The 25165-nt window shown below is 53.1% G+C and carries 19 protein-coding genes; 10 read left to right on the forward strand and 9 right to left on the reverse strand.

The window, feature by feature from the left end; all coding sequences use genetic code 11:
- Positions 1-6: 6 nt before the first annotated feature.
- The 7 genes from ACYVAD_RS10340 (at position 7) to ACYVAD_RS10370 (ending at position 11113) form a co-directional block, all read left to right on the forward strand.
- On the forward strand, positions 7-1191 hold the full coding sequence (locus ACYVAD_RS10340) for an efflux RND transporter periplasmic adaptor subunit (RefSeq protein ID WP_461139408.1): 1185 nt from the start codon (positions 7-9) through the stop codon (positions 1189-1191).
- A gap of 149 nt (positions 1192-1340) precedes the next feature.
- Positions 1341-2654, forward strand: a complete 1314-nt coding sequence (locus tag ACYVAD_RS10345; RefSeq protein ID WP_461139409.1) for a hemolysin family protein — start codon at positions 1341-1343, stop codon at positions 2652-2654.
- Positions 2655-2826: 172 nt separating this feature from the next.
- On the forward strand, positions 2827-4878 hold the full coding sequence (gene tkt / locus ACYVAD_RS10350; RefSeq protein ID WP_461139410.1) for a transketolase: 2052 nt from the start codon (positions 2827-2829) through the stop codon (positions 4876-4878).
- A gap of 56 nt (positions 4879-4934) precedes the next feature.
- Positions 4935-6044, forward strand: coding sequence for a transaldolase (gene tal / locus ACYVAD_RS10355; RefSeq protein WP_461139411.1), 1110 nt, complete (start codon positions 4935-4937; stop codon positions 6042-6044).
- A 112-nt stretch (positions 6045-6156) separates the two neighbouring features.
- Complete coding sequence (gndA, locus tag ACYVAD_RS10360) at positions 6157-7593, forward strand: NADP-dependent phosphogluconate dehydrogenase (protein ID WP_461139412.1); 1437 nt, start codon at positions 6157-6159, stop codon at positions 7591-7593.
- Between the two features lie 168 nt (positions 7594-7761).
- Positions 7762-9174 (forward strand): glycoside hydrolase family 125 protein, encoded by a 1413-nt coding sequence (locus ACYVAD_RS10365; RefSeq protein ID WP_461139559.1) that lies wholly within the window; start codon positions 7762-7764, stop codon positions 9172-9174.
- A 661-nt stretch (positions 9175-9835) separates the two neighbouring features.
- Positions 9836-11113, forward strand: coding sequence for a sensor histidine kinase (locus tag ACYVAD_RS10370; protein ID WP_461139413.1), 1278 nt, complete (start codon positions 9836-9838; stop codon positions 11111-11113).
- Between the two features lie 29 nt (positions 11114-11142).
- Here ACYVAD_RS10370 and ACYVAD_RS10375 read toward each other — a convergent pair whose 3' ends face one another.
- Together ACYVAD_RS10375 and ACYVAD_RS10380 are read right to left on the reverse strand one after the other, a co-directional pair.
- A complete protein-coding gene (locus ACYVAD_RS10375; RefSeq protein ID WP_461139414.1) occupies positions 11143-11994 on the reverse strand; it encodes a ThuA domain-containing protein in 852 nt (283 codons plus the stop codon).
- A gap of 8 nt (positions 11995-12002) precedes the next feature.
- Entirely contained in the window at positions 12003-12911 is a 909-nt protein-coding gene (locus tag ACYVAD_RS10380; protein ID WP_461139415.1) for a cation diffusion facilitator family transporter, read from the reverse strand.
- Positions 12912-13034: 123 nt separating this feature from the next.
- Between ACYVAD_RS10380 and ACYVAD_RS10385 the strand changes: the two genes are divergently transcribed.
- Positions 13035-13607, forward strand: a complete 573-nt coding sequence (locus ACYVAD_RS10385) for a cupin domain-containing protein (protein ID WP_461139416.1) — start codon at positions 13035-13037, stop codon at positions 13605-13607.
- A 352-nt stretch (positions 13608-13959) separates the two neighbouring features.
- Entirely contained in the window at positions 13960-15189 is a 1230-nt protein-coding gene (locus tag ACYVAD_RS10390) for a hypothetical protein (RefSeq protein WP_461139417.1), read from the forward strand.
- 6 nt (positions 15190-15195) lie between these two features.
- Here ACYVAD_RS10390 and ACYVAD_RS10395 read toward each other — a convergent pair whose 3' ends face one another.
- From ACYVAD_RS10395 to ACYVAD_RS10425, 7 genes are all read right to left on the reverse strand, one after another.
- Positions 15196-15525, reverse strand: a complete 330-nt coding sequence (locus ACYVAD_RS10395; protein ID WP_461139418.1) for a hypothetical protein — start codon at positions 15523-15525, stop codon at positions 15196-15198.
- A 127-nt stretch (positions 15526-15652) separates the two neighbouring features.
- On the reverse strand, positions 15653-16723 hold the full coding sequence (locus ACYVAD_RS10400; protein ID WP_461139419.1) for a dipeptidase: 1071 nt from the start codon (positions 16721-16723) through the stop codon (positions 15653-15655).
- Positions 16724-16783: 60 nt separating this feature from the next.
- Positions 16784-17914: a D-TA family PLP-dependent enzyme gene (locus tag ACYVAD_RS10405; RefSeq protein WP_461139420.1), complete on the reverse strand. Its 1131-nt coding sequence runs from the start codon at positions 17912-17914 to the stop codon at positions 16784-16786.
- Between the two features lie 200 nt (positions 17915-18114).
- Entirely contained in the window at positions 18115-18588 is a 474-nt protein-coding gene (locus tag ACYVAD_RS10410) for a RidA family protein (protein WP_461139421.1), read from the reverse strand.
- A 14-nt stretch (positions 18589-18602) separates the two neighbouring features.
- Positions 18603-19916, reverse strand: coding sequence for a gluconate:H+ symporter (locus tag ACYVAD_RS10415; RefSeq protein ID WP_461139422.1), 1314 nt, complete (start codon positions 19914-19916; stop codon positions 18603-18605).
- Positions 19917-19973: 57 nt separating this feature from the next.
- Positions 19974-21620 (reverse strand): alpha-L-fucosidase, encoded by a 1647-nt coding sequence (locus tag ACYVAD_RS10420; RefSeq protein ID WP_461139423.1) that lies wholly within the window; start codon positions 21618-21620, stop codon positions 19974-19976.
- Positions 21621-21664: 44 nt separating this feature from the next.
- Positions 21665-23977, reverse strand: coding sequence for a glycoside hydrolase family 20 protein (locus ACYVAD_RS10425; RefSeq protein WP_461139424.1), 2313 nt, complete (start codon positions 23975-23977; stop codon positions 21665-21667).
- A gap of 400 nt (positions 23978-24377) precedes the next feature.
- Here ACYVAD_RS10425 and ACYVAD_RS10430 point away from each other — a divergent pair, with 400 nt between their 5' ends.
- The gene (locus ACYVAD_RS10430; RefSeq protein ID WP_461139425.1) at positions 24378-25151 is read left to right on the forward strand and encodes a DeoR/GlpR family DNA-binding transcription regulator; all 774 of its coding nucleotides are present in this window, start codon (positions 24378-24380) and stop codon (positions 25149-25151) included.
- Positions 25152-25165 lie beyond the last annotated feature (14 nt).

The raw sequence follows: 25165 nt of genomic DNA on the forward strand, positions 1-25165 counted from the left end.
TCAACCATGAGTCGACATACTATTGCGGGAACGTATTTAATACTGGCGTTACTGGCAGCCTTGAGTGGCTGCCAGGGATCGGCAGAGAGTAAGGAAGGAGAGGCCGTGAAAAAGGCGCCGGTTAAGCGGGACGTTAACCGGCTCAACCTGACTAAGAGCCAGCTTAATACCGTTGGTGTTGATCTGGTCAGTCTGGAATCACGTGTGCTGGAGCCTATCATTTATGCGAATGGGGTCATTACGTTGCTTCCCGACAGTAAGGCCGAAGTGAGCAGCCACATCAGCGGGAAGATCGAGCAGATTTACGTACGGGAAGGGCAGGGGGTTCGCAAGGGCCAGCCGCTGGTACGCTTATCCAGCTTTGCGTTGCTGGAATTAGAGAACGACTACGCGGCTGCGGCCAGCGATGCTGAATTTCTACAGGCCGAGTTCAAACGGCAGGACGAACTGCGGAAAAGTAACATTGGTGTACTGGCTGATTATCAGGCCATTGACGCCAAGCTGAAAGCGGCCATTGCCCGCCGGACGGTGCTAAAAAGCAAGCTGAATCTACTGGGGGTGAAAGCCGGGCTGGCGCTCGAAGGTCATCCGACCAACACCGTTATCATTCGCTCGCCCATTGACGGTTTTGTGTATAAATTTCTCGAGAATATCGGCGCTACGGTACAACCCGAAACGCTACTGGCTGAAGTGATTGACGCCAACCGGGTACAGGCTGATGTATTTGTGTACGAGAAAGACGCCAACTACGTGCGCGAAGGGCAGGCTGTGGAGCTAAGTTTTGTCAACCACACGCTAGCGCCCGTCAAAGGGACGGTAAAATACATCTCGCGCTCGATCGATAATGAGAACGGCGCCATTACCCTGCACGTTGTCTTCGAGCGGCCAAAAAATAGCCCAATGCTGCTGGCCGACATGACTGTTCAGGCCCGGCTGGTGGGCTCTGGTAAGCGGGAGAGCAAGAATACCTTGCCACGAACGGCCATTCTGGATGACGGAACGGATAAGTTTGTCTTTGCGACCAACGAAGCCAAAGGGGATACGATGACCTTCCACCGGGTTAAAGTCGAGTTGCTGAGCCAGGGGGAAAAATACGTGGAAGTGCGACCCGTCGACAACCTGACGGCCAGCATGAAAATAGCCAACAATAACGTCCTGGCGATCGAAGCCGAACGTAAGAAAAACGAGTAATCTACGGTTTTCTTGACGGTCAAGCGGCATAGCGTTCCGGAGAAATATAGTCGGATACGTTGTGCCGCTTTGGGTTTATCCATAGTTTCGTCAAACGAATCGCTCTTCAGCCGTGTTGGAAGAAGATTCGGACACCTAATACCACCTCAATGCTCCTCAACCTGTTGCTGACCTTATTACTGGTTGGATTAAATGGTTTTTTTGTCGCGGCAGAATTTGCTATTGTTAAAGTACGCGCGTCTCAGCTTGAACTAAAAGCCCTGGCGGGCAACGCTTCGGCCAAATTGGCCACGCATATGGTATCGAACCTGGACGGGTACCTGGCGGCAACCCAGTTCGGTATTACGCTGGCCAGTCTGGGGCTGGGCTGGATTGGCGAACCGGTCGTATCCAGGGTTCTGATTGCTGGTTTCGACCTGATGGGTTTGCAGATTGCGCCCGACCTGGCCCATCAGATTGCCCTACCCGTTGCCTTTGCCGTGATTACCGTGCTACACATTGTGTTTGGTGAACTGGCTCCCAAATCGTTTGCTATTCAGCGCTCCGAAACGACTACCCTGCTGGTGGCCTATCCGCTACAGGGATTTTACGTTATTTTTCGCCCCTTTATCTGGCTGCTGAACGGCGTTGCTGGTTTGGTGCTAAAGGGCTTTGGTATCGAGGCTAGTCATGGTAACGAAGTTCATAGCCCCGATGAGCTAAAATTCCTGGTCCACCAGAGCCAGGAAGAAGCCGATACGTCGAATGATAATACGCAAACGGCAGACCTGACCATTGTCGAAAAAGCCTTTGACTTCTCGTCGCGTACCGTGCGGCAGATCATGACCCCCCGCACTAATATTTTCGGGGTAGACGCCAGTAAATTCAACGAAGACACGCTGGAACTGATTCTATCCGAGAATTATTCGCGGATCTTGTGCTACGAGGATGACCTGGATCACGTATTGGGTATCATTCATCTGCGCGAGTTGCTGGTGTGGTTACGAAGAAATTCGTCGGTTGATCTGCATCAGCTCATTCGGCCTGCGCTTATTGTGCCCGAAACCAAACGAATCCGGGTGCTACTGCGTGATTTTCAGCAACAGCGCAAGCACGTGGCAATCGTGGTGAACGAGTATGGTGGTACCGAAGGCCTGGTCACCATGGAAGATATTCTGGAAGAACTCGTCGGCGAAATTCAGGATGAATCGGATGATGAGCGGCCTATGGTGGAACAAGTTGGCGAACGTACCTACGCCGTGCTGGCGGGGCAGTCACTCGATGACATGAACCCCCTACTGCCGCACCCGGTGCAGAAACGGGGCAATTACGAGACTCTGGCGGGGCTACTGCTGGATCGCTTTGGCCGTCTGCCCGAAGTGGGCGAAAAAACCGTCATCGACGAGTACGAAGCAACTATTCTGGGGAAAAATGGGAATTCCATTGAGCGCGTGGAGCTTCTCGACGTATCGCAGGAAGACTGATAGGAAGTAGTAGACATCGTTCCTGTTACTAATCGGGTCAGACGGGGTTGAGGCCACTTTTGGCAAAAAAATTAATCTTATTGGGGCCGGAACGAGTTACTAATATGTGGGACCCTCGGTCGAGAAGTCCCTATAGTTAAGTTTCTTTTGTAACGTTAGAATCACCCGTGCTATGGCTGATAAGTCTGTCAATCTTGACGAATTAAGTATCAATACCATCCGGTTATTATCTGTTGACCAGGTTCAAAAGGCAAATTCCGGTCACCCAGGCTTACCCTTAGGCGCAGCGCCGATGGCCTATGTACTCTGGTCGCGTTTCCTGCGCTTCAATCCGAAAGATCCCCATTGGCCCGACCGCGATCGCTTCGTTTTATCGGCCGGGCACGGATCGGCACTGTTGTACAGTTTGTTGCATTTGTACGGTTATGATCTGTCGCTGGATGAGTTGAAAAACTTCCGGCAGTTTGAATCGAAAACACCAGGACACCCCGAGTCAAATCTCACTCCGGGTATTGAGGTGACCACGGGTCCGCTGGGACAGGGCTTTGCCAACGGTGTGGGCATGGCCATGACCGAAGCGTTCTTGGGCGCTACGTATAACCAGGGGGATCACAAAATAGTCGATCACTACACGTATTCGATCGTCAGCGACGGTGACCTGATGGAAGGTATTGCTTCCGAAGCGGCTTCGCTGGCAGGACACCTCAAGCTCGGTAAGCTTATTTATTTGTACGACGACAACCTGATTTCGCTGGATGGACCGACGAATCTGGCCTTTACTGAAGACCGGATGCAGCGTTTTGACGCGTACGGTTGGCATACCCAGACGGTAGAGGATGGTAATGACCTTGACGCCATTGAAGCAGCAATCAAAGCTGCTCAGTCGGAAACGGAGCGTCCGTCTATTATTGCAGTACGTACCATTATTGGTTACGGCAGCCCGAAGGAAGGCACCAGCAAGGTACACGGCAGCCCCCTGGGCGAAGAGGATACGAAAAAGGTGAAAGAGTTCTTCGGGTTTGATCCTGAAAAATCGTTTTTCATTCCCGACGAGGTTAAGGGCTATCTGCTGCAACCCGGTCAGAAAGGAGCCGACCTGCAAGCCGACTGGCAGCAGCGGTTTGAGGCATACAAGGTTGAATTCGCTGATAAAGCCAATCTGTTCTCGCTCTCGTTCGATCACAAATTGCCCGAAGGATGGGATGCTGAGCTTCCGGTTTTCGAAGCCGACAGCGATCCACTGGCCACCCGGCAGGCATCGGGCAAAGCCCTCGAAGCCCTCAAAAAATCAGTATCGTTTCTGTTTGGTGGCTCGGCCGATCTGGCGTCCTCGAATGACATGCCCACCAAAGGGGATGTCAGCTTCCAGCCCGGACATTACGATCACTCGAACATCTGGTTTGGGGTGCGCGAACACGCCATGGGTGCCGCGCTCAACGGCATGGCGCAGCACGGCGGAGTTCATCCCTACGGAGGGACGTTCCTGAACTTCTCGGACTACATGCGGGGAGCCATCCGGCTGACGGCCTTGGCCGAATCGGCTGTTACGTTCGTATTTACCCACGATAGCATCGGCCTGGGTGAGGATGGACCAACCCACCAGCCCGTCGAGCAGGTCGTATCGCTCCGAACTATCCCCAATATTATTGTTATTCGTCCCGCCGACGCCAACGAAACCGTTGAGGCATGGCGCGTAGCGATGACGCAGCCAAAAACACCGGTGCTGCTGATTCTGAGCCGGCAGAAGCTGCCTATTCTGGATCAGAAAAAATACGGGTCAGCGCGGCAAGGGGTCGAGCGGGGAGCATATATCCTCAGCGAAGCCGAGGGTGGAAAACCTGAGTTGATCCTAATCGGTACTGGTTCTGAGGTGTCGCTGGTGATGAAGGCACAGGAAGAATTACAGAAACAAGGCATCCCGACGCGGGTGGTGAGCATGCCGTCCTGGGAGCTGTTCGAAAAACAAGACCAGGCCTATCACCACGAAGTACTACCCCCGACGGTCAAAAAGCGGCTGGCGGTAGAAGCAGGTTCGCCCATCGGCTGGCACAAATACGTTACCGACGAAGGCACCACCATTAGCATGAATCGCTTTGGTTTGTCCGCCCCCGGCGAGGAGGTCATGGCGTATTTCGGCTTTACGGTAGACAACGTCGTGAAGGTGGCGCACACAATTTTGCAGGGGCAGCCATCGGGCATTGAAAAGAAAGAAGTGCTTTCGTAAGGTGGGTTTGTCCACTATCAACGAGGAGCTTATCATACATTAATCTAGTAACAAACATGGCAACGAGTAACGTAAAGAAAATCCATGATTTCGAGCAGAGCATCTGGCTGGATTTCATTGACCGGAAGATTATGGATTCCGGCGATCTGCAAAAGCTAATCGATGAGGACGGAGTACGGGGTGTAACCTCAAACCCGGCCATCTTCGAAAAAGCGATCAGCAGTAGTTCGGACTACGATCAGGACATCAAAGAACTTGCCCAGCAGGGAAAAAATAACGAAGATATCTTCTACGGCCTGGCTATCAGCGATATTCAACGGGCGGCCGATATGTTCAAACCGGTGTACGAAGGAGAAGTACGTGGTGCCGACGGCTACATCAGCCTGGAAGTATCACCCCACCTGGCGCGGGATACCGAAGGGACTATCAGCCAGGCACGTGCACTGTGGAAAGCCGTTGATCGCGAAAATGTCATGATCAAGATTCCGGGAACGGCCGAAGGACTGGCCGCGATCCGAACCTGCATCAGCGAAGGCATCAACGTAAACGTAACGTTGCTGTTTGGTCTGGAACGCTACGAAGCCGTGACAGAAGCTTATGTGTCAGGCTTAGAAGATCGAGTCGCAAAAGGCGAACCCATTGATCACATTGCGTCCGTTGCCAGCTTCTTCCTGAGCCGGATCGACGTACTGGTTGACCCGCAACTGGACGAAAAAGGACTGGGCGATCTGAAAGGTGAAGTGGCGATTGCGCTGGCCCGGAAAGCCTACGAAATCTACCTGCGCGTGTTCAGCAGCGACCGGTTTAAAAAACTGGAAGAAAAAGGCGCTACGCCCCAACGGGTGCTCTGGGCCAGCACCAGCAGCAAAAACCCCGCCTTCTCGGACGTGAAATACGTCGAAGCGCTGATCGGACCCAAAACCGTCAATACGGTGCCAATGGAAACGCTAGAAGCGTACCGTGATCATGGCCAGCCCGAAGACCGGCTTGAGGCCGGTATTCCGCAGGCAACCGAAGTACTGAAAAAAGTTGAAGCGGCTGGTATCGACCTGGAAGGTGTTAGTCAGCAGCTCGAAGACGAAGGCATCGAGAAATTCAATAAGCCGTACGACAAACTGCTGGCGGCTATCGATGAGCAGAAGCAAAAGGCGCTTCAATCTGCCTAATCATTGCTAGTCAACCAGCCGGTTCGTCCGTGGCCAGTCTGTTCTACAGGCGTGTGGCTACTGGATAGACCGGCTGGTTAATTCCCACCTCTTAGTATTACCAATTTTCACAATGACTTCTCAAGCAGAACAGCAGGCTGTTTTCGGCATGATTGGGCTCGGTACCATGGGGCGCAATCTGTTACTGAACATGGCCGAACACGGCTTTCCCGTGGTGGGGTACGATATTAACCCCAAACAGATCGAAACGCTGGAAAATGACGGCGCTGGCACACCCGTCAAAGGATTCACTAGCCTGCCCGATATGATTAAAGCGCTGAAACCGCCCCGGGCTATTATGATGCTGGTTCCAGCGGGTAAACCCGTTGACGACGTAATCGCTACGTTAACTCCGTTGCTCGAACCAGGTGACATCATCATCGACGGTGGTAATTCGCACTTTACGGATACCGTCGTTCGCGACAAAAAGCTGGACGAGCAAGGGTTCCATTTCTTTGGTATGGGTATTTCCGGTGGCGAAGAGGGCGCTCGTAAAGGGCCTAGTATGATGCCGGGTGGCGACAAGGAAGCTTATCAGTCGATGAAGCCAATCTTCGAGGCCATTGCGGCCAAGGTAGACGGTATCCCCTGCGTTACGTACATCGGGCCGGGCGCTGCCGGGCACTTCGTCAAGATGGTGCACAACGGCATTGAATACGGCCAAATGCAGCTGATTGCCGAAACCTACGAGATTCTGCGGAAAGGCCTGAAACTACCCAGCGAAGAAATTCACCAGTTGTTCACCCAGTGGAACGAAGGCCGGTTGCAGTCGTTCCTGATCGAGGTAACGCGGGATATTTTTGCTTACAAAGAGCCCGGTAGCGATCACCTGCTGCTGGACGACATCAAAGACCAGGCCCGGTCTAAGGGCACAGGCAAGTGGACGTCACAGGTGGCCATGGACCTGCAGGCTCCCATCACAGTGATTGATACGGCCGTGGCGATGCGGGATCTGTCGAAATACAAAACGTTACGTACCCAGGCCGCCGAACTGTACGGCAACGATTATCCAACGCTGGACGTCGATAAAGAAGCATTCCTGAAAAGTCTGGAAGAAGCGCTTTATTTCAGCATGATCCTGTCGTACGCGCAGGGAATGCACCTGCTCTATCTGGCGTCGGCTGCGTACGAATACGAGCTTGATCTGGCGTCAATCTCAACCATCTGGCGGGGCGGCTGTATTATCCGGGCTGCGTTCCTGGAAGATATCCGTAAGGCATACGAAACGAATCCGAAGCTGGAACACCTGCTGATGGATCCTTCCGTCAGTGAGATTGTGAAGGCAGGCATCGGTGACGTACGGACCGTAGTTGGTACGGCCGTATCGTCGGGAATTGCCATGCCCGCATTTTCGGCAGCCCTGTCTTACTTCGATGCGTTCCGGAGCGAGAAGATGCCGTCGAATCTGATTCAGGCGCAACGCGATTACTTTGGTGCGCATACGTACGAACTGATCGGTAAAGAAGGCGTTTTCCATACGCACTGGACGCCGATGCCGGGTAAACCATAAACTCAGCTAGTTACCAGTTATATATCGGTCGATAGTCTTGTCATTAGCAGGACTATCGACCGATTTCTTTTCAAAAAGGCTGATCTGGCGGTATATTGGGGGCCTGAATGCCACGATCCAATCGAAGGGTTGGATCGTGTGGCTATTATCTAATTAGTTGTCCTGATGATTTCCCGTCGAACATTTATCCAGCAGTCTGCCCTCGCCACGGCCGCTGTTATGGCTGGACCTACCCTGCAGGCGCAGGCCGATTTCCCCGTTGTCCGTATTGCCGAGAAGGAACGGAATTTTAAAAGTCAGGCCGTTGAAAGCACGATCAAAACCATTCAGTCCAACGTTGGTAACAAGGAGCTGGCCTGGTTATTTGGCAACTGCTTCCCAAATACGCTGGATACTACGGTCGACTACCAACTCCTCAATAACAAACCCGATGCATACGTTATCACGGGCGATATTGACGCCATGTGGCTACGTGACTCGACTGCACAGGTCTGGCCTTACCTGCCCCTGACGGCCTCGGATAAACCGTTGCAGCAGCTTATTGCGGGCGTCATTAATCGGCAGGCCAGCTGTATCCGAAAAGACCCCTACGCCAACGCTTTCTACAAGGACGACACCAAAGAAGGGGAGTGGAAAGACGACGTAACCGACATGAAGCCGGGACTCCACGAACGCAAATGGGAAATTGACAGTCTTTGCTATCCCGTTCGGCTGGCGTATGGCTACTGGAAACGGACCGGGGACAAAACGCCGTTCGACGCAGACTGGGCTCAGGCCATGGCGCTGATCGTGAAAACGTTCCGGGAGCAGCAACGGAAAAACGGCCTGGGGCCCTACAAATTTGAGCGAAAAACAACCTGGGCGACGGATGGTGTACCGCTGGGCGGTTACGGCTACCCCGCTAAGCCCAATGGTCTAATCTGTTCGATGTTCCGCCCCAGCGATGACGCGACGATTTATCCGTATCTGGTACCCTCTAACTTCTTCGCGGCCGTGTCGCTGCGACAGATGGCCGAACTGCTGAATGCGACGGGCCAACAGAAAGCGGTCGCCGACGATGCGCTGAAACTAGCCGCCGAAGTGGAAACCGCGCTGCAGAAACACGCCGTCGTGACACACCCGCAGTTCGGGAAGATATACGCTTTTGAAGTGAACGGCTACGGAAGTTACAACCTGATGGACGACGCCAATGTACCGAGCTTATTGTCGCTGCCGTACTTGGGCGCTGTAAAAACCAGCGATCCAATTTATCAAAATACCCGCAAATACGTTTTGAGTCAGGAAAATCCGTTCTTTTTCTCGGGTAGCGTAGGCGGAGGAATCGGCGGACCCCATACGGGCCGGGATATGATCTGGCACCTGGGTGTTATCATGCGGGGGCTGACCAGTACAAGCGATGCCGAGATAAAAGAGTGTCTGGCTTTGTTACAACGCTCGCACGGCAATACGGGCTTCATGCACGAGTCGTTTCACAAGGACGACGCGACGAAGTTCACCCGGAAGTGGTTTGCCTGGGCGAATACCCTTTTCGGCGAGTTTATGCTGAAGACGTACCAGGAGCGGAAAAATCTGCTGGCCTAATCGCTCTATAGTCTGATGTTGGGGAAGCTGGTACGTACTCAGGCAATCTAGTTGCCGGGTAGCGCAGCAGCTTCTCACCAGCAGGTTCGGAGGGTCTCAAAATAGATTGACCAGTGTCGCAGATCGAGCGGCTTGGCAACAAAAGACGTGCTGCCGTAGCGATACGAACCTCTGACAGCTTCGGTCGTATTCGAATAACAGAAACCAACGATGGATAACCGTCCGGGAGATAACGATCTGACAGCACCATTTTGGGAAGACCATCGCACTTGCCCAGGCAGCTATTCAAATACACGATTGCCTGTTTCTGCGTAGCTACCCGGATGACCATCACTTCGGGTTGAACCCGTTTTTCTCCGTGCGGATCAAGTGCGAGTGGGCGGGGTATCGGCGTCTTTAGCAACTAGCAGTCAGGCCTGACGGAAATTGAGTGTACGGGTGGATCACAGGCATACGTGGCATCGTCTTAATCCGTCAGAGTTGCTTATTAATGCACGGGGGCTAGGTACGTAATCAATGGGTTGTTTCGGGTCCTGTCGAAAATAAAAAGTAAATAGACCTATCTGCCGAGGTCGGCAAAAGGAATAAAAGGAAGTTTATTGGTTTATACTAAGACGCTGACAGTATTGGTCACTGTGTTGGTTACCAAAAAATATCATTTATGGATGAAATGACACCGCTTGATTTGGCTACAGTGCCTGACCTGACGGTTTATCTGTTTGCCCGCCGAGATGCGGTCCTAAGTAACTGGCGTGGTGCTTGTGAGCAAGATTCCGGGTTACATACCGTCGCTACGTTGTCAACCGAGGAATTCAATGACCAGGTACCACTACTGCTGAATATCCTGCTTCAGCGGCTACGCGGAGAAGATGAGGAGGAAGACCCCATTCTTGTTGCCCGTGAACACGGGCTGCACCGATGGCACAAAGGATACCTGTTACTCGAACTCACCCGCGAGGTTGGGCACTTACATCAAACCCTGGCCGAAGAAATCGAAACGTATCGGGCACTCTACAGCGAAGCTAATACCAACGATCTGATGCGCGCTTACCAGGAAATCATCTGGCTTAACAAAGAAATTGTCGAGGGGAGCGTATCCCAGTATGACGAGCTGGCAACGACAGCCGCCGTAAGTCGGGCTAGTACGTTGCAGGCTGCTCTGGAGCAGATGAATGAACTGGCCCGGCAGCGTAGCAACCTGCTTCGAACATCCAGCCATGATCTGCGTAGTAGCTTTAGTATTATCCAGGGAGCCGCCTTCCAGCTGGATATGGACAACCAAAGCCCGGAAGAAAGGGAGCTGCTGGTGGAAATGCTGAACCGCAACCTAACTAACGTACAGGGAATGTTACAGAGCCTGATGAGCCTGGCTCGTCTGGATGCTGGGCAGGATCAGCCCGAAATCAGTGAATTCAATGCCGCAAAGCTACTGCATGGTGTAGTAGACGGGGCGCAGCAGTTAGCCCACGATAGAGGACTGACCTTAATGGCAACTGGCCCGGACGAAATTGTTGTAGTCAGTGATGCAGTCAAAGTTCAGCGTATTGCGCAGAACCTGCTGTTGAATGCCCTGACATACACCTCGTCCGGTATTGTGTCCGTTTCCTGGTTGAGAGAGGACGCACACCGCTGGACGTTGAGCGTGCAGGATTCCGGGCCGGGGCTACCCGACGATGTTGTTAAGAACGTAGCGGTGTTTCTGAAGCCTACTGTAGACTCAACAAAAAGCCTGGAAAAAACAACCGACAAGAGAACAATCGATGAGCTGCCAATGACGACTCCCAATGTTGCCGTACCATCAACCCGGCGGGGCGAAGGAATTGGTCTTCACATTGTTAAGCGACTGTGTGAACTACTGGATGCAAATATTGATATCGAAACAGAGGCTGGCAGAGGAACGTTGGTACGGGTTCGATTTCCCATCCAGCACCACCAATAGCCAAACAGTCTAATTTTGGCCAGCCGGTCTTATCGGCTGGCTTTTTGTTTGCCCCGGCCGCCCAACCACAGTATCGCGTTGGTAATAAGTTGGTCCTGATCTGGATTGCCGAACGTAACCGATAGTTCCTTGTTGGTGCCGTGCTCGTAGTCGATGTCGTTGTGACCCATGTTCACGTAAAGCATGCGGTAATTTTTGTTCGTCCATACTACCGGATAATAGCCGTTGTGCCAGATTTCATGTGGTTTGGGGCCAGTACCCAATGGATAACTGCTGGAGTCGATGGAAACTAGTATATCGATGGCTGGATTCTGACGTAGATCTTTTTCCCACCGGTACCACTCATTAGGCGATGCTTTGAATAAGGCAGGTAACCCCTCAGTAGCCGGGTGCTTTCGGTCTTCGACTCGCAGCACAGCCGAGGTGGGTCGCCAGGTATTACTCTTGTAAGCACCTGATCCCAGGAATTCGTTGTGATACCAGAACCAGTTCTGCGGGTAGGTGGATGGCGTCAGGGCGAAAGCGGCAAAGTGAAAGCCTAGCCAGCCCCCGCCGTTTTTCATGTACTGTTCAAAGGCTGCCCGCTGCGTTGGCTCTTCGGGGCGCGTATCCAGAAAAACGACGACCTGATAGTTACGTAAAAAGTCAGGATTTAGCTTGGTCCAGTCGCTGGTCGAATCGTACGAGAAATGGTGTTTAGCGGCCAGTTTCGGAAACCAACGATTTGCTTCGTGCACAAAACTAATGTGCGCCCTGTCGTTCTTAGCGGTATAAAAGGCTATTACGTTAAAACGGGATGGGTTTTTCTGCGCAACGGCTTGATACGTTAGCCCGATCAGAAGAAACAAAACGAAAATGGGGCGTCCAAAACGAAGCGGCATAAACTGAATCAGGCAAGAGTTGAGGTTTCGGGTTGAATGATAACGAAGCGAATCAGCGGAAACTCTTTTTTGATGCGAGCCTGTAACCGGTCGATAGCCAGGTTAAGATCGGCGGTGGTCAGGTCCTCGCGAAAAGCCAGAATCAGCATCAAAATTACTTCTTCCGGCGATTGATACGTTGATATAATATGCTGCGACTGGAGAACGGCAGGATCACTGGCTACCAGTCTGCTGATTCTATTCCGAATGTCGGGCGACAGCCCTTCGCCCATCAGCAAACTACGGCTCTCGCGGGCGAGAATAATGGAGACCACAACCAGCAGGAGGCCAACCAGCAGCGAAGCAACGCCGTCCAGGACGGGCATGTTGAACTGATGCTCCAGAAACAGACAACTGAGTACAATTAACAAGCCCAGTACGGCAGCTCCATCCTCGAACAAGACCAGAAAGCTGGATGGGTCCTTACTCACTTTAATGGCTTTCCAATACCCTAGGTCGCCACGCACTTTGTCGAATTCACGGATGGCAATAACCAGTGACGTGCCTTCAAAAACGATAGAAAGCCCAAGGACAACGTAGCTCCAGAGGGGATTGCCCAGCGGCTCGGGTTCGCGAATGTGCAGAATACCCTGATAAATGGAAAGCCCGCCACCTAGACCAAAAATCAGGATAGAAACGATGAACGAGTAAAAGTAAAGCTCTTTGCCGTAGCCAAACGGATGGCTGGCGTCGGCTGGTTTCTTGCTTTGGCGTAGACCGAAAAGAAGTAAAATCTGATTGGTTGTATCGACCAGGGAGTGAAAGCCCTCGGCAATCATGGCCGCGCTGTTGCTGAAACTACCCGCTACGAACTTCGTGATGGCGATGGCTACGTTAGCAATCAGGGCGCTGTAAATGGATTTGTGGGCGGCAGCCATTGGGGAAACATGGATAAAGAATGAGCGGAAAGCTTCCGTATAACGGAACGTCAATCCGTTCAGATGGTTTTTAAGTTGATACCCGAAAGCTCTTGTTCGGCAAGACTAGTTAGATTACCGTACATGAATCGAACCGAATTCTTATCCATAAGTGGCCTGGGGCTGCTAACAACCGTATTGCCTATGCATTCAGCACCAGAACCCGAAGCGTATCGGTTCAAAGACGATGGCCTTATACCGAACAGCCAGTACCCGTTGCTTCTTTATCGCGCTGCGTTTTCGGCCCGAGGCTCGGCGGGTGCGTTATGGCTGGAAGAACATTTCGCGGTCAACGACTGGACAAACTCCTGGCGGAACGGCGTTTTTCCGTATCACCATTACCACAGCACCAGCCATGAGGTACTGGGCATTTACAGTGGCTCCGCCGAGTTGCAGGTAGGTGGGGAGCAAGGTCAAGCGGTTACTGTCGAAGCGGGCGACATCATTGTTATTCCGGCTGGGGTGGGGCACAAGAAGTTAACGTCGTCGTCTGACTTTGGCGTGGTAGGTGCCTACCCGGATGGACGGAGCTTTGACGTACTGCGAGGTAAGCCGGAGGAACGCCCTGACGCTGATAAACGAATTGCCGCATTACCGATTCCTAAAACCGATCCACTGCTGGGCAAAACGGGTGGTCTGCTTTCGCTCTGGAAGTAGGCGTCGGGAAAGTGACCTTGACAAGCCAGACGAAAAGGGCAATGCAGAACGACCAACTGGCGATAGCCGTATTGGGCACTACTCTTTGGACTACGCTGGCTAATCATAACAGAAGTATGGAATTATAGGCCAAATACAGCCAGAAAATGGTCATTTTGACCTTTGGGACGGAATACTATTCTGATGTTCAGAGAAATTGAAAAGAAAATAGAGTAACGTGGTGAAATATTGGTTGATTCAAAGGAATTCTTAGAATTTTTCCGAAGAAAAACCTGTTCATTTAACAGATAGCAGTTTTAAAACTGCGATGCGAATCGTATTTTTAGATCAAAATTTAACCGCCGAACTTTTAATGCTTCAAAGAGGGGTTTGCCAGACAACTTTTCCTAAAACACAGGCCGAATCGGCCAATCAATTATTCGACGAAGCCGTTAAACAGTTCCTCCAGAACTGGATTGAACACGTCACTGTTAACGGCCTGGCAAATTCATTTACCATCGATGATAGTCTTCATAGCTTCGTGGAAGAAGGTGCGTTGCGCACGTTTTTTCGCCTGCATGCGGATGACGCTCTCGAGCTGCTGATGAAAGACCACGTCATCGCCCGGCATCTGCTCCGTCCCGTCAGTGAAGTCCATTTTGAGAACGATGCGTACGAGCCGATGTTATCCCGGTTTGAGCGCCGTATCTACAACCTGGCTATGCACCGCGAGCACCTGGAAGTTCCTTTCCGTTACAGCTCGCCAAGTCGCCAGGGGGATCATGGTGACACCGTCGCGCCGGTTATCGCTCCTGACGAACCCATCCGGGAAGACATTGGCATGTACTTCGGAACGCGTCGGAGTGATGAGACCGCGCTATCTATCCTTGGGGGCCAGCTCCGCCGGGAAGTGGCAGTCTCGGCGCCATCGCGTCTGCCAATCCATATTGTTACGGAAGGGTACATGACCGAATCGCTGCAAGCTGTTCGTGAGCACGCGGCTATGCTGGGCAGTATTGGTGAAACGCAACTGCAATGCTTCCTCATTCAACGACGTCACGCGGCCGATGACCGACACCTGGGGGCGGCCTTACTACTGATGGATCCGCAACAGTCCGGACGTCCGCTCCGAATTATTTTTGGTGATACGTTAAACCCGAATGGGCAGCCTCCCTGGTGGGATAAATTCCGGGCGAAAATCGATAGCGTCTTTCCTCAGCCAGAAGGCGTAGCGCCCGTATCGGATATTCTGGAAGATGGAGGGGTGAAATTGCAACGTCTGCACGACGGTGTTCCCGTTCGGCACCAGGACATTGACTGTGCTTTTTACACCGCGTCTATGTGCCGGTCGTTGATCCAGCTTATTCACGAAAATCCTGAATTGGTACTGACGGGCGATATCAAAGCGATTGTTAGTCGGATGACGGCGGGTATGCCCGAGTATTACGAAGAAGCCGACCAGCCACGGGCTCCTGAACTCGTTCGAGAAGAGAACGTAATTCGGCGGTGGAACACGGGGCAGGAGGCTCTACGTAAAATCTGGCAACGTCAGACGGTTACGACTAAATTGATGATGCCCGTAAAGGCTGCTATCGCGTCGTAAGAGCAATTACTGATTACCACTTTTCGTGGTCTTCTTCGTTGTTACAGCTTTCTTCGTGGTTGTAGTCTGGGTAGTCTGACTGCCGGTGCCGTCGGGCGAAGTGCTCCGGTTCTTTTTCTGCGCAGCGGGTGGCACATACATGTAATCCCGGCTGGAGCCTTCGTCGGCAATAGTCATACTTTGGGCCGCGCTGGCTGCGGGCCGTTTGCCTTCGGTCAGGTAACCCGTGCCGGTCGAGGCTGTAGAACCGCCACTTTTGCCACCAGTTGTCGATTGAGCCTGGCAATACGTAACGCCCAGCAGGCAGAGGCTAACCATTGTGAGTATCTTTTTCATATGATTGTTGAGTAAAAAGGCTGCGGCTGCTTCGCCAATGGCCTGTATAGTATATAACAACAAGCGCCCCGATATGGCTGTTCAGCCAGGGGCGCTTGTTTATTTTTAACTAGTAGTTAATTGGTTGTCAGGCCCAGGCAGTTCTCAGGAAGCGTAGCCAGTTGCCATGCATGACGTTCCGAATGTCTTCGTCTGAATAGCCACGCTGGCTCAGCAGGTCCGGGACTTTCTGTAGATCAGCAATGGTTTCCAGATCGTACGGACTCTGTTCCTTGCCGAACGCCCCGTCCAGGTCGGAACCGATACCAATGTGATTCGCGTTCCCGGCGATCTGGCAAATGTGGTCAAGGTGGTCGATCATTACGGCCAGGTTGCAGTTCATGCCTTCGGGCGTCGACTGACCCCGGACCCAGTTGGGTACCATCATCCAGGCGTCCAGCGCCCCGCCAATGACGGCTCCTCGTTCGATGAGCGCTTTGATCTGGTCATCGCTGAACTGCCGGTTGTGGTTGACCAGCGCCCGGCACAAATTATGGCTGGCCCAGACGGGGCCGTTGAAATGGTCCAGCGCTTCCCAGAAGCTATCGTCGCAGAGATGCGTAGCGTCCAGAATGATGTTGAGCCGCTCCATTTCGTTCAGCAGCTCGTGGCCGGCTGGTCCCATGAAACCCGTGGCGTCGGTGCCCTGCGCGTAGCGTCCCGGCCCGTAGTGAGCAGGCCCAATAGCGCGGAGACCGTATTCATACGCCCGCTCGACATATGCCGGAGTGATGATCGAATCAGCACCTTCCACACTCAGGATGTAGCCGATGGGTTTCTCGTCAACCGGTGTGTCGTCGCTCCAGAGAACGACGTGGTTTTCCAGTTCGTCCAGGTTCCGGATCGGGGTCATCTCGCCGTCCTCGACCATAGTTTCGTACCAGATACGCTGTCCCTGCGTTTGCGCCCAGGCCTGCTCGGGCGAATGCCAGCCTGGTAATGGATTATCGGGCGCTACGTAACGGCCAATCTGGGTGGCCACGACCAGGCCGACTTTTCCCCGACGCAACTCGGGAAACGATACGGTACCTTTTGCTCGATCAGGTTTATCGGTCAGGCCGCTCTCCCGGTCACGAATGGCGTCGATGGGTTGCCGCAGATCGCGGTTCCATTCCAGCGCGTTCATGCTGAGGTCGAGGTGAGCATCAATTGTAAACATACTCGTCAACGATTTTTAAGTAATTGGCTTTGCGGCAGGCAACTGCGTTACTAGCGAAAATTACACGGCAATGATCCGGTCGCGGGCCACGGTGGCCCACTCGCCGGTAACCATTCCGTCCTCTATTGTGAACGCTCGCTCGTAGAGCGCCACAGTAGGGCAGATGTGGTTTGGAATACCATACAGAACGTCGCCAACCTGGTAGCCATGGTCGGCACCCGCTTCGACAACCAGGTGCTCTTCGCTCTGGCCGACTGCCTGTAGCTCGGGCGCGTTCAGAAAAGAGACCCGTAAACCCAGTTCGCACTCGGCCGCGACGGATTTGTGACCCAGGTCCAGGCATAGCTTGGTGGCGTCGGGCAGCGAAATGACCCGCGCAACGACTAAGGCTGCTGGCAGGAACGCTTGTTCGGCCAACGTCGATCCGTAGCCTTTGTCCCAGTAGATGAACGTACCGGGACTACACTCTACCGGTGGCAGTCCATCGATATGGCGTTTGGCGTGGATAGGGAATGTCGGGCTACCACCGGCAACAATGAGCGGGGGCGTAAACCCGTTAGCTGACAAGGCTTCGGCCAGTTGCTGAACGGGGGCAAAAGCACTATCGCATTCCGCTGTACGTTGGGCCAGGTCAGGGTTACGGATGTGCCCATCGTAGGCATGCAATCCCACGGGACGGACGCCACTTAACTGAGTCAATTGCGCGTACAGTGTCTTGGCGTGTTCGTCGGGAATAATACCCGTACGGTTCATGCCCACGTTCAGGTCGATATACACAGGAATAGAAATCTCCGCTACTGACGCCAGATCGGATAATTGCAGGGCCGTGGCTAGGTTGTCGACCAGACAGGAGAATAACGTATCGGGATATTTCTGGATCAGCTCGACAAAGCGCTGCTGCTTGGCACCCACCGGCTGGTAAGCCAGCAGGACATCCGTAGCCCCCGCCATCGCCAGCATTTCGGCCTCGGCGATGGTCGCGCATTTGAACTTCTGAATGCCCGCTTCCTGCATCAACCGGGTTGCTTCCCGCGATTTGTTTGTTTTAACGTGGGGCCGTAGCCGGTTTACGTCGTAGATCGCATGCGTGAGCAACGTAACGTTCTCCCGCACCCGATCTGGATAAACAACGAGCGCCGGACTATCCAGCTGCGCTACGTTATCAATGATATACCAATTTGAATCGCTCATAGGAGAAGGTGGAGAAAATGGAGGAAAGATACCAGATGAAAGATGATTCGCTCTTTTTGTCATCCCGACGCCAGGAGGGATCTTAACATTTCCTGAATCTCAAGATAGGATGCTTTAAGATCCCTCCTGGCGTCGGGATGACAAAATCGAGATGACAAATGTCTTTCTCCATCCTCCTTTCCTCCCTTCTCCTCTATTTTTTATACCAATTCGAACAGCGCTTCAATTTCGACGGGGATGTTGTCGGGCAGGGAGCCGAAGCCTACCGCCGAGCGAACGCCGATGCCGTTCTCTTCGCCCCACACCTGCGCGAACAGTTCGCTGCAACCGTTGATGATGTACGGATGGCGCTCGAAATCGGGCGTGCAGTTTACCATGCCCAGTACTTTGATAACCCGTTTTACCCGGTCCAGGCTACCCAGGTTCGTTTTGATCGTCGACAGCATCGTTAGACCCACCTGCCGGGCTGCCAGTTTACCGGCTTCCATATCCATATCGGCACCAATCCGGCCGATGATCAGGCTTTTGTCGTCCTGCACGGGGCCGTGGCCTGATAAGTACAGGTATTTACCGTCGATAAGATAGGGTTTATAAACGCCCAGCGGACTTGGAGCGGGGGGCAGCGAAAGACCAGTTTGTGCAAAAGCGGATTCGGGAGAAACGGTAGTTTCCATAAAAAGGGAGAAAATTAAATAAAGGCGTTGATTAACAGGACACCCGCCAGACCGATGACGGCAACCAGCGTTTCCATCATGGACCAGGACCGGATTGTGTCGGTCAAACTTAGGTTAAAATATTCTTTGAACATCCAGAAACCCGGATCGTTGACGTGCGAAAACATCAGGCTTCCCGCACCAATGGCAATCACCATCAGGTTTGGATCAACATGCTGCTGGGCGATCAGGGGTGCGATAATACCAGCCGCTGTCAGCCCCGCTACCGTGGCTGAACCCAGGCAGACCCGGATGATAGCGGCAATAAGCCAGCCCAGAATCAGCGGATTAAGCGAGACACGCTGCAACTGATTCGCAATCTCCTGACTGATGCCGCTGTCGGACAACACCTGCTTGAAGGCGCCTGCACCGGCAATAATCAGCAGAATCATCGCTACGTCCTTGGCGGCTTCTTCGTAGATGCCCATGATCTGTTTCATGGATTTACCCTGCTGCAAGCCCAACGTAAGCGTGGCGACGGCCACCGAAATCAGCATCACCGTGGCCGGGTCACCGATGAACGTCATCAGACTTTTGACAGATGGACTCGTCTGGAAAACAAAGGTAAATACGGTGGTCAGCGCCAGCAGGACCACCGGCAATAGTGCCGTCAGGAAGCTATTGGCAGCGCCGGGAAGCGCATCGGTTGAGCGAGACTTAGCTGCGAATGTATCTAATGGTTCAGATTTGATATTTTTCAGCGTCTGGGCGTATACGGGCCCCGCCAGGATGATGGTTGGTACCGCAATGATCAGCCCGTACAGCAACGTAACGCCCATGTTAGCCCCGAATTGGGCGACCAGCGCGGCCGGGGAGGGGTGGGGCGGCAGAAAACCGTGTGCCACCGACAGTGATGAGAGCATGGGCAGACCGATGTACACCGCCGGCAGCCGATACTGATACACCACCGAAAAAATGAGCGGTACCATCAGCACGAAACCAACGCTATAAAATAGCGGAATCCCGATGATAAAACCCGTGCAGACCAGTCCCCACTGGATATAACGGGTGCCGAAGAGGCCCATCATGACATCGGCAATCTTCTGGGCGGCCCCGCTTTCGGCAACCAGCTTACCCAGCATGGCGCCAAGCGCGATCACGATGACCAGCGAGCCCAGCGTATCACCGATGCCTTTCTGTACTGACTTCGCAATGCCCGTTAGGGGAACGCCAAGAAGCCAGCCCGCCAGCATCGACGTAACGAGAAATGCTAGGAAGGGGTTGACCTTTCCCCAGGTGATGAGCAGTACCAGCAGAAGAATACAAAGCGCAACAATCAAAATCGACATACGTATGGCGGGTTAAGCGAAAAGGAAACAGGCTTAGATGACTACAAACGGGCTGACTTAGTCCAGTCGTAGTTTGCTGATCTTCTGCGTGTCGCCCTCAATCTTTAACCCGTCCTGGTAGAGTACCGCACGGTACTCGATTTCGTCGTACGACTGAATATTACTGCCCACAATTTCCAGGCTTTGTTCGCCGGTCTTAGATACTGGATAAATGTCTGTGCTGGTCCATTTCTGGTTGAACTCTTCCTCCAATGACGACTGTACTGGGCGGTACTCGAAGCCGATACGGTAGTTTTTGCCGTTGCCCAGTTTCAGAATGTTAGCCAGCAAACGTAGGTTGCCGTTCGGCAGTTTCTCGGCCTTCACCGTGCGGAACTGGGTGGGCTCCAGGGAGGGCGTTACGTTCTTGAACTTAACCACGATGGGGTTCGGCCACTTGTGGTTGTTATAAATTCGCTGCGCCCGTACTACCGAAATTTCCAGGCCCTCGGGCGTCTGTTTGAAACGGGTTTTGCCATCGACGTCGGGTTTGTATTCCACGACGTTGCCACTTTGCCCCAAAACGCTGACTTCCGTGTTGGCCGTCGTTTTGATGGAACGTAACAAAAAGTTTCGGCGCTCGCCCCGCGGCCAGTCGGGCATGTTGGTGATGTAGGCATAAACGGTACTGCCATCTTTGCTCTGCGTCAGCCAGATGTCGCCCTCGTTCCGCACAATCCAGGGCCGTACGTTGTGCACGGCTTCCTGGTTGATGAAATGCCAGGCCCCAATTTCCATCAGGCGTCCCTGCTGCCCTTCGTTCAGTTGGCCCCACTGGGTTGGTCCGACGTTGAGCAGGTAGGAGCCACCTTTCGCCCGTGATTCGATCAAGATATTGATCAACTCGGTCCCTGATTTGTAATGATCGTTGGTGGGCTTGTAGTTCCAGGCGGTACCCATCGTCATGCAGCTTTCCCAGGCCGTGGTCAGCGTCTCACCGGGCAGGTACTGTTCGGGCGTTTGCAGCACCCCCCGCGTCACCAGGCAGTTGGGTTGGTATTTCCAGATGGTCGCTTTGACTTCCTCACGCAGGACATCGCTGTCGATGAAAAAGAGATCAACGGGGCCATACTTGGTCATCAGTTCCTTGCACTGCGCTTCCACGAACTGTTTGTATTTGGCCTGAAATGGTTTCGCTTTCTCCCAGTGGTCGTCGCGAGTTAGGTCTTTCATCCCGTTCCGGTAGGCAAATGAGAAATCTTCGGGCGAGTAGTAAAAGCCAACGGCTAGACCCCACTTGCGGCAGGCGTCGACGTACTGCCGGACAATGTCTTTTTTGTAAGGCGTGTTCATCACCCCAAAATCGGTGGTCTTCGTATCCCACATGCAGAACCCCGCGTGGTGCTTGGTCGTGAACATGATGTACCGCATACCCGCGTTTTTGGCCAGAATGACAAGCCGCTCGGGTTCCCAGTCTTTTGGGTCGAAGGTTTTGGGCAGTTCGCTGATGTAGCGTTCAATGTAATCTGGCGACGCCCCAACCAGCGAGTGACTGATAACGACGCCCAACTGCGTATCAACATTCCAGTGGATGAACATGCCAAAACCAGCATCTTTCAGCCATTCTTCGCGTTCGGGTTTGTTATGGTTCGCGCCAATCTGGGCGTGAGTTGCTGGGAGAAATGGACTTAGGAGTAGGAAGGTGAGTAAGCAGAGGAATCGCATAGGGAAATGAACTACACTACTGAATAAATGAATGGTAACTAACGTCAATCAATTCGGAACTCATCGAGCAGGAGCCAGGCCTTACCGCCTGCGCCGTACTCACCCGCTGGAATGATCCCCTTGTTGGTAGCCTGCATCCGTACGTAACGGGCGTTGACGGGAGCAAACCGGGCGTCTACGGAATTGATCCCGTTCATCGGAAACTGGGTTTGGGTAAAGACGTCCCGGTATGTTTTACCGTCTTCCGAAACCGCCAGCCGAAGCGCAGTAGGCGCCCACATGCGCTGCCAATGGTAATTCAGGATGTGGGTACCAATCTGGGAAATAGGCTGGGTTTTCTGTAGATCGATGACCACCTCGGCATCGTCACCCTGGAAACCAATCCACTCGCCGGTGTTGTAGCGGCTGGTGCCCACCACGCCATTGACGGCTACCAGCGGACTCGCAGGCTTGTAGCCCCCTTTGGGCGTGTTGGTGAACGTAACAGGCTTGCTGGTGGCTTTGCTAATGGTTAGCTGTTTCTCAAACACGCGTCCCTGCTGCTGGCTGCCCGCAAAAACGGCGGCTTTGACAATAGCGCTTTTAGTGATCGTGACTGGAGTTGTATAGACTGGACTTTTCGCCGTCGGGACTTGTCCGTCGGTGGTGTAGCGAACAGTAGCGTTAGGGAGCGTAGTGAACAAGGCCAGCTGCAACGTTCCGTTGGCATTGACGGTTACGGAGTCGGTCAGTTCATCGAATCGGTCGGCGTAGTGAACGTTACGTCGCGTGAGCAGGGGTTCGTGAGTCCGCAGTCGACGCAGGAAATCCGGGTAGTTGCGCTGCTGCCGCTGACTCCAGCCCATCTCGGCAACGGCCAGCGCCCGGGGGAAAATCATGTACTCGGCTTTCTCGGGGCTATCCATATACTCGCTCCAGGCGTTGCCCTGCACGCCTTTCAGGTATTTTTCTTCGTCGGCTTTCAGATCAGCCGGAACAGGTTCGTAACTGTACGTTTTGCTCAGGGGGGTGTAGCCTGCCGCCGTTAGGGGCTCGGCGGGATACAGTGATTGGTAGTAATCGAAATAGACGTACGGCTCGGGCGTCATGATGGCGTCGTGCCGCTGCCGCATGGCCTCAATGCCGCCCTGGATGCCCTGCCAGCTCATCACCGTCGCGCCGGGCGAAAGTCCGCCCTCCAGAATTTCGTCCCAGCCAATAATCTGGCGACCCTTACTGTTCAAATGTCGCTCGATCCGCCGGATTACGTAGCTCTGTAGTCCGTGCTCGTCTTTCAGATGTTCGGCTTTAATACGCGCCTGGCAGCGAGCGCAGGTTTTCCAGCGGGTTTTTGGACACTCATCGCCACCAATGTGAATGTACGTGGAGGGGAACAACTGAATGACTTCATCCAGTACATTTTTCAGGAACGTGAACGTACTGTCGTTACCCGCGCAGTACACATCGTCAAAAATTCCCCAGAACGTAGCCGCCTGATACGGTCCACCGGGCGATCCGTCGGGTTTCAGACAACCCAGTTCGGGTTTGGCGCTCAAGGCCGCCAGCGCGTGGCCGGGCATCTCGATTTCGGGAATGACCGTGATGTGGTGCTGGGTGGCGTACCGGACCAGATCGCGGACCTCGTCCTGCGTGTAGTAACCGCCGTAACGCTTGCCGTCAAACCGGTGCGGGAGCTCCTTCTTATGCCCGATCAGCGTCTCTTTTCGGTAAGCAGCTATTTTCTGTAATTCCGAATAGCGTTTAATTTCAATCCGCCAGCCCTGATCATCGGTCAGGTGCCAATGGAACGTATTGAATTTGTACAGCGCTAGCAGATCGATGTATTTCTTCAGAAAAGCCACCGGAAACATATGGCGGCTCACGTCCAGGTGCATGCCCCGGTACGAAAAGCGCGGATAATCATCGATCCGGGCCGCGGGTAGCCGAAACGACGAATTCCGGGATTGATCCAGGAGTTGAACGAGCGTTTGCAAGCCGTAAAAGAGCCCAGTTTCGTTGTGCCCCGTTAGCGTAATGGTGTTGGGCGTAATATGCAGTTGATAGCCCTCGGATTTAGGAACCCGTGCGGAGTCAATCTGTAACTGAATGCTGGCGTTGTTTTTAACTGTACCCGTTGGTAGCGTAAGTCCCGTCACGCTGGTAATCGTCTGCTGAAACAGGCGTAGGAACTCGGGCGAAACGGTGCCCGTCAGGCGGGTTTGGGCCGATAGGTGAAACGTACCCGATTCGACCTGGTATGAAACCGGCTGCGGAATGATCGCGGGCTGCTGCGTCGTGGAAAAAGTTGGCTGGGCACAAACAGAGGCCCAGCCAATCCCGATTACTATTAAACCTATGAGTATTAAATGCCGAAACATCTGCACGTTTAGTTAGCCTGCCAGCAATCCGATTGTCGGCAGAAGTACCTCATCAGTTGTGGTAAGCTGATGCCAGTCAATCCAGAGTTGCACTATGCACTACTATGAATCGCAGGTTATGGTGTCAGACGAGTAAACGCGCTATTAAATTGCAAATAGTGCGTCGTTTTTGGTGAGGTGTGTGCGAAATTGGCGAGTATTGACAACAAAGGCAAGTTTTATTTTTAAAATAAATTAAAATACGGTCAGATGTGTGCAAATTCTGCAAATTGCACTCAATAGTAGGAGTAGATTCGTGCGAATAGTTGCATAACATTTTGCGATAGATGTAATATTGCAGGCTTTACTGGTGATCGTCAGTCGAGATAGGTAGTTTAGTATAGTTCAGCCGGAGTACGCCATGCCCCAAACAGATACGTCAGTCATTCTTTTAAAGGAAGAACGCAAGGATTTAATTATTAAAGAGATAAACCTGCACACCCGGATTTATTTGGCTGATCTGGCTACCACCCTGAACGTATCGGAAGATACAATTCGACGGGATATAAATGAACTGGCTGAAGAGGGGAAACTGATCAAGATCCGGGGTGGAGCTATGTCGAAGGCGTACCACCACACATCGGCTCTTCAGGAAACGTATGCGCACCAGAACAAACGGGTTATCGCGCAGAAGGCACTGTCCTTGTTGAAAGACGGTATGCTGATTCTGATCGGTGGGGGAACGACCATTCGCGAGCTGATTAAATTAATTCCGCAGGAGCTAAAAGCCACTTTCATTACCGTCAATCCGCTGACGGCCGTTGAGCTGCTCGATAAGCCAAATCTGGAGATCATTCTGATTGGCGGGCAGATTTCGCGCTATAGTCAGATGAGTATAGGGGGGGAAGTATACCAGCGGCTGTCAGAACTGCGGGCCGACCTGTGTATCATCGGTACCAACGCCATCGATGCCCGCGAGGGGCTCACCGACTCCGACTGGGAAACGGTACAGACCAAAAAGGCTATGATCAAGGCATCGTCGAAAGTGGCTGTCCTGACGATTTCGGAGAAGATGGATACGGTCATGCGTATGAAAATTACCGACCTGGACCAGATCGACTACCTCATTACGGACCTCCCCGCCGATGCTCCCCAAACGGCCCCATACCGGGTTGGCAACGTAACGTTCCTGTAAGTTTTCCAACTACC

Source organism: Spirosoma pomorum (assembly GCF_054776615.1).

Excerpts from the sequence above, each read along its gene's own strand:
- ACYVAD_RS10340 (WP_461139408.1), top strand. The coding sequence starts at position 7 with ATGAGTCGACATACTATTGCGGGAACGTATTTAATACTGGCGTTACTG.
- ACYVAD_RS10345 (WP_461139409.1), top strand. The coding sequence starts at position 1,341 with ATGCTCCTCAACCTGTTGCTGACCTTATTACTGGTTGGATTAAATGGT.
- tkt (WP_461139410.1), top strand. The coding sequence starts at position 2,827 with ATGGCTGATAAGTCTGTCAATCTTGACGAATTAAGTATCAATACCATC.
- tal (WP_461139411.1), top strand. The coding sequence starts at position 4,935 with ATGGCAACGAGTAACGTAAAGAAAATCCATGATTTCGAGCAGAGCATC.
- gndA (WP_461139412.1), top strand. The coding sequence starts at position 6,157 with ATGACTTCTCAAGCAGAACAGCAGGCTGTTTTCGGCATGATTGGGCTC.
- ACYVAD_RS10370 (WP_461139413.1), top strand. The coding sequence starts at position 9,836 with ATGGATGAAATGACACCGCTTGATTTGGCTACAGTGCCTGACCTGACG.
- ACYVAD_RS10375 (WP_461139414.1), bottom strand. The coding sequence starts at position 11,994 with ATGCCGCTTCGTTTTGGACGCCCCATTTTCGTTTTGTTTCTTCTGATC.
- ACYVAD_RS10380 (WP_461139415.1), bottom strand. The coding sequence starts at position 12,911 with ATGGCTGCCGCCCACAAATCCATTTACAGCGCCCTGATTGCTAACGTA.
- ACYVAD_RS10385 (WP_461139416.1), top strand. The coding sequence starts at position 13,035 with ATGAATCGAACCGAATTCTTATCCATAAGTGGCCTGGGGCTGCTAACA.
- ACYVAD_RS10390 (WP_461139417.1), top strand. The coding sequence starts at position 13,960 with ATGCTTCAAAGAGGGGTTTGCCAGACAACTTTTCCTAAAACACAGGCC.
- ACYVAD_RS10395 (WP_461139418.1), bottom strand. The coding sequence starts at position 15,525 with ATGAAAAAGATACTCACAATGGTTAGCCTCTGCCTGCTGGGCGTTACG.
- ACYVAD_RS10400 (WP_461139419.1), bottom strand. The coding sequence starts at position 16,723 with ATGTTTACAATTGATGCTCACCTCGACCTCAGCATGAACGCGCTGGAA.
- ACYVAD_RS10405 (WP_461139420.1), bottom strand. The coding sequence starts at position 17,914 with ATGAGCGATTCAAATTGGTATATCATTGATAACGTAGCGCAGCTGGAT.
- ACYVAD_RS10410 (WP_461139421.1), bottom strand. The coding sequence starts at position 18,588 with ATGGAAACTACCGTTTCTCCCGAATCCGCTTTTGCACAAACTGGTCTT.
- ACYVAD_RS10415 (WP_461139422.1), bottom strand. The coding sequence starts at position 19,916 with ATGTCGATTTTGATTGTTGCGCTTTGTATTCTTCTGCTGGTACTGCTC.
- ACYVAD_RS10420 (WP_461139423.1), bottom strand. The coding sequence starts at position 21,620 with ATGCGATTCCTCTGCTTACTCACCTTCCTACTCCTAAGTCCATTTCTC.
- ACYVAD_RS10425 (WP_461139424.1), bottom strand. The coding sequence starts at position 23,977 with ATGTTTCGGCATTTAATACTCATAGGTTTAATAGTAATCGGGATTGGC.
- ACYVAD_RS10430 (WP_461139425.1), top strand. The coding sequence starts at position 24,378 with ATGCCCCAAACAGATACGTCAGTCATTCTTTTAAAGGAAGAACGCAAG.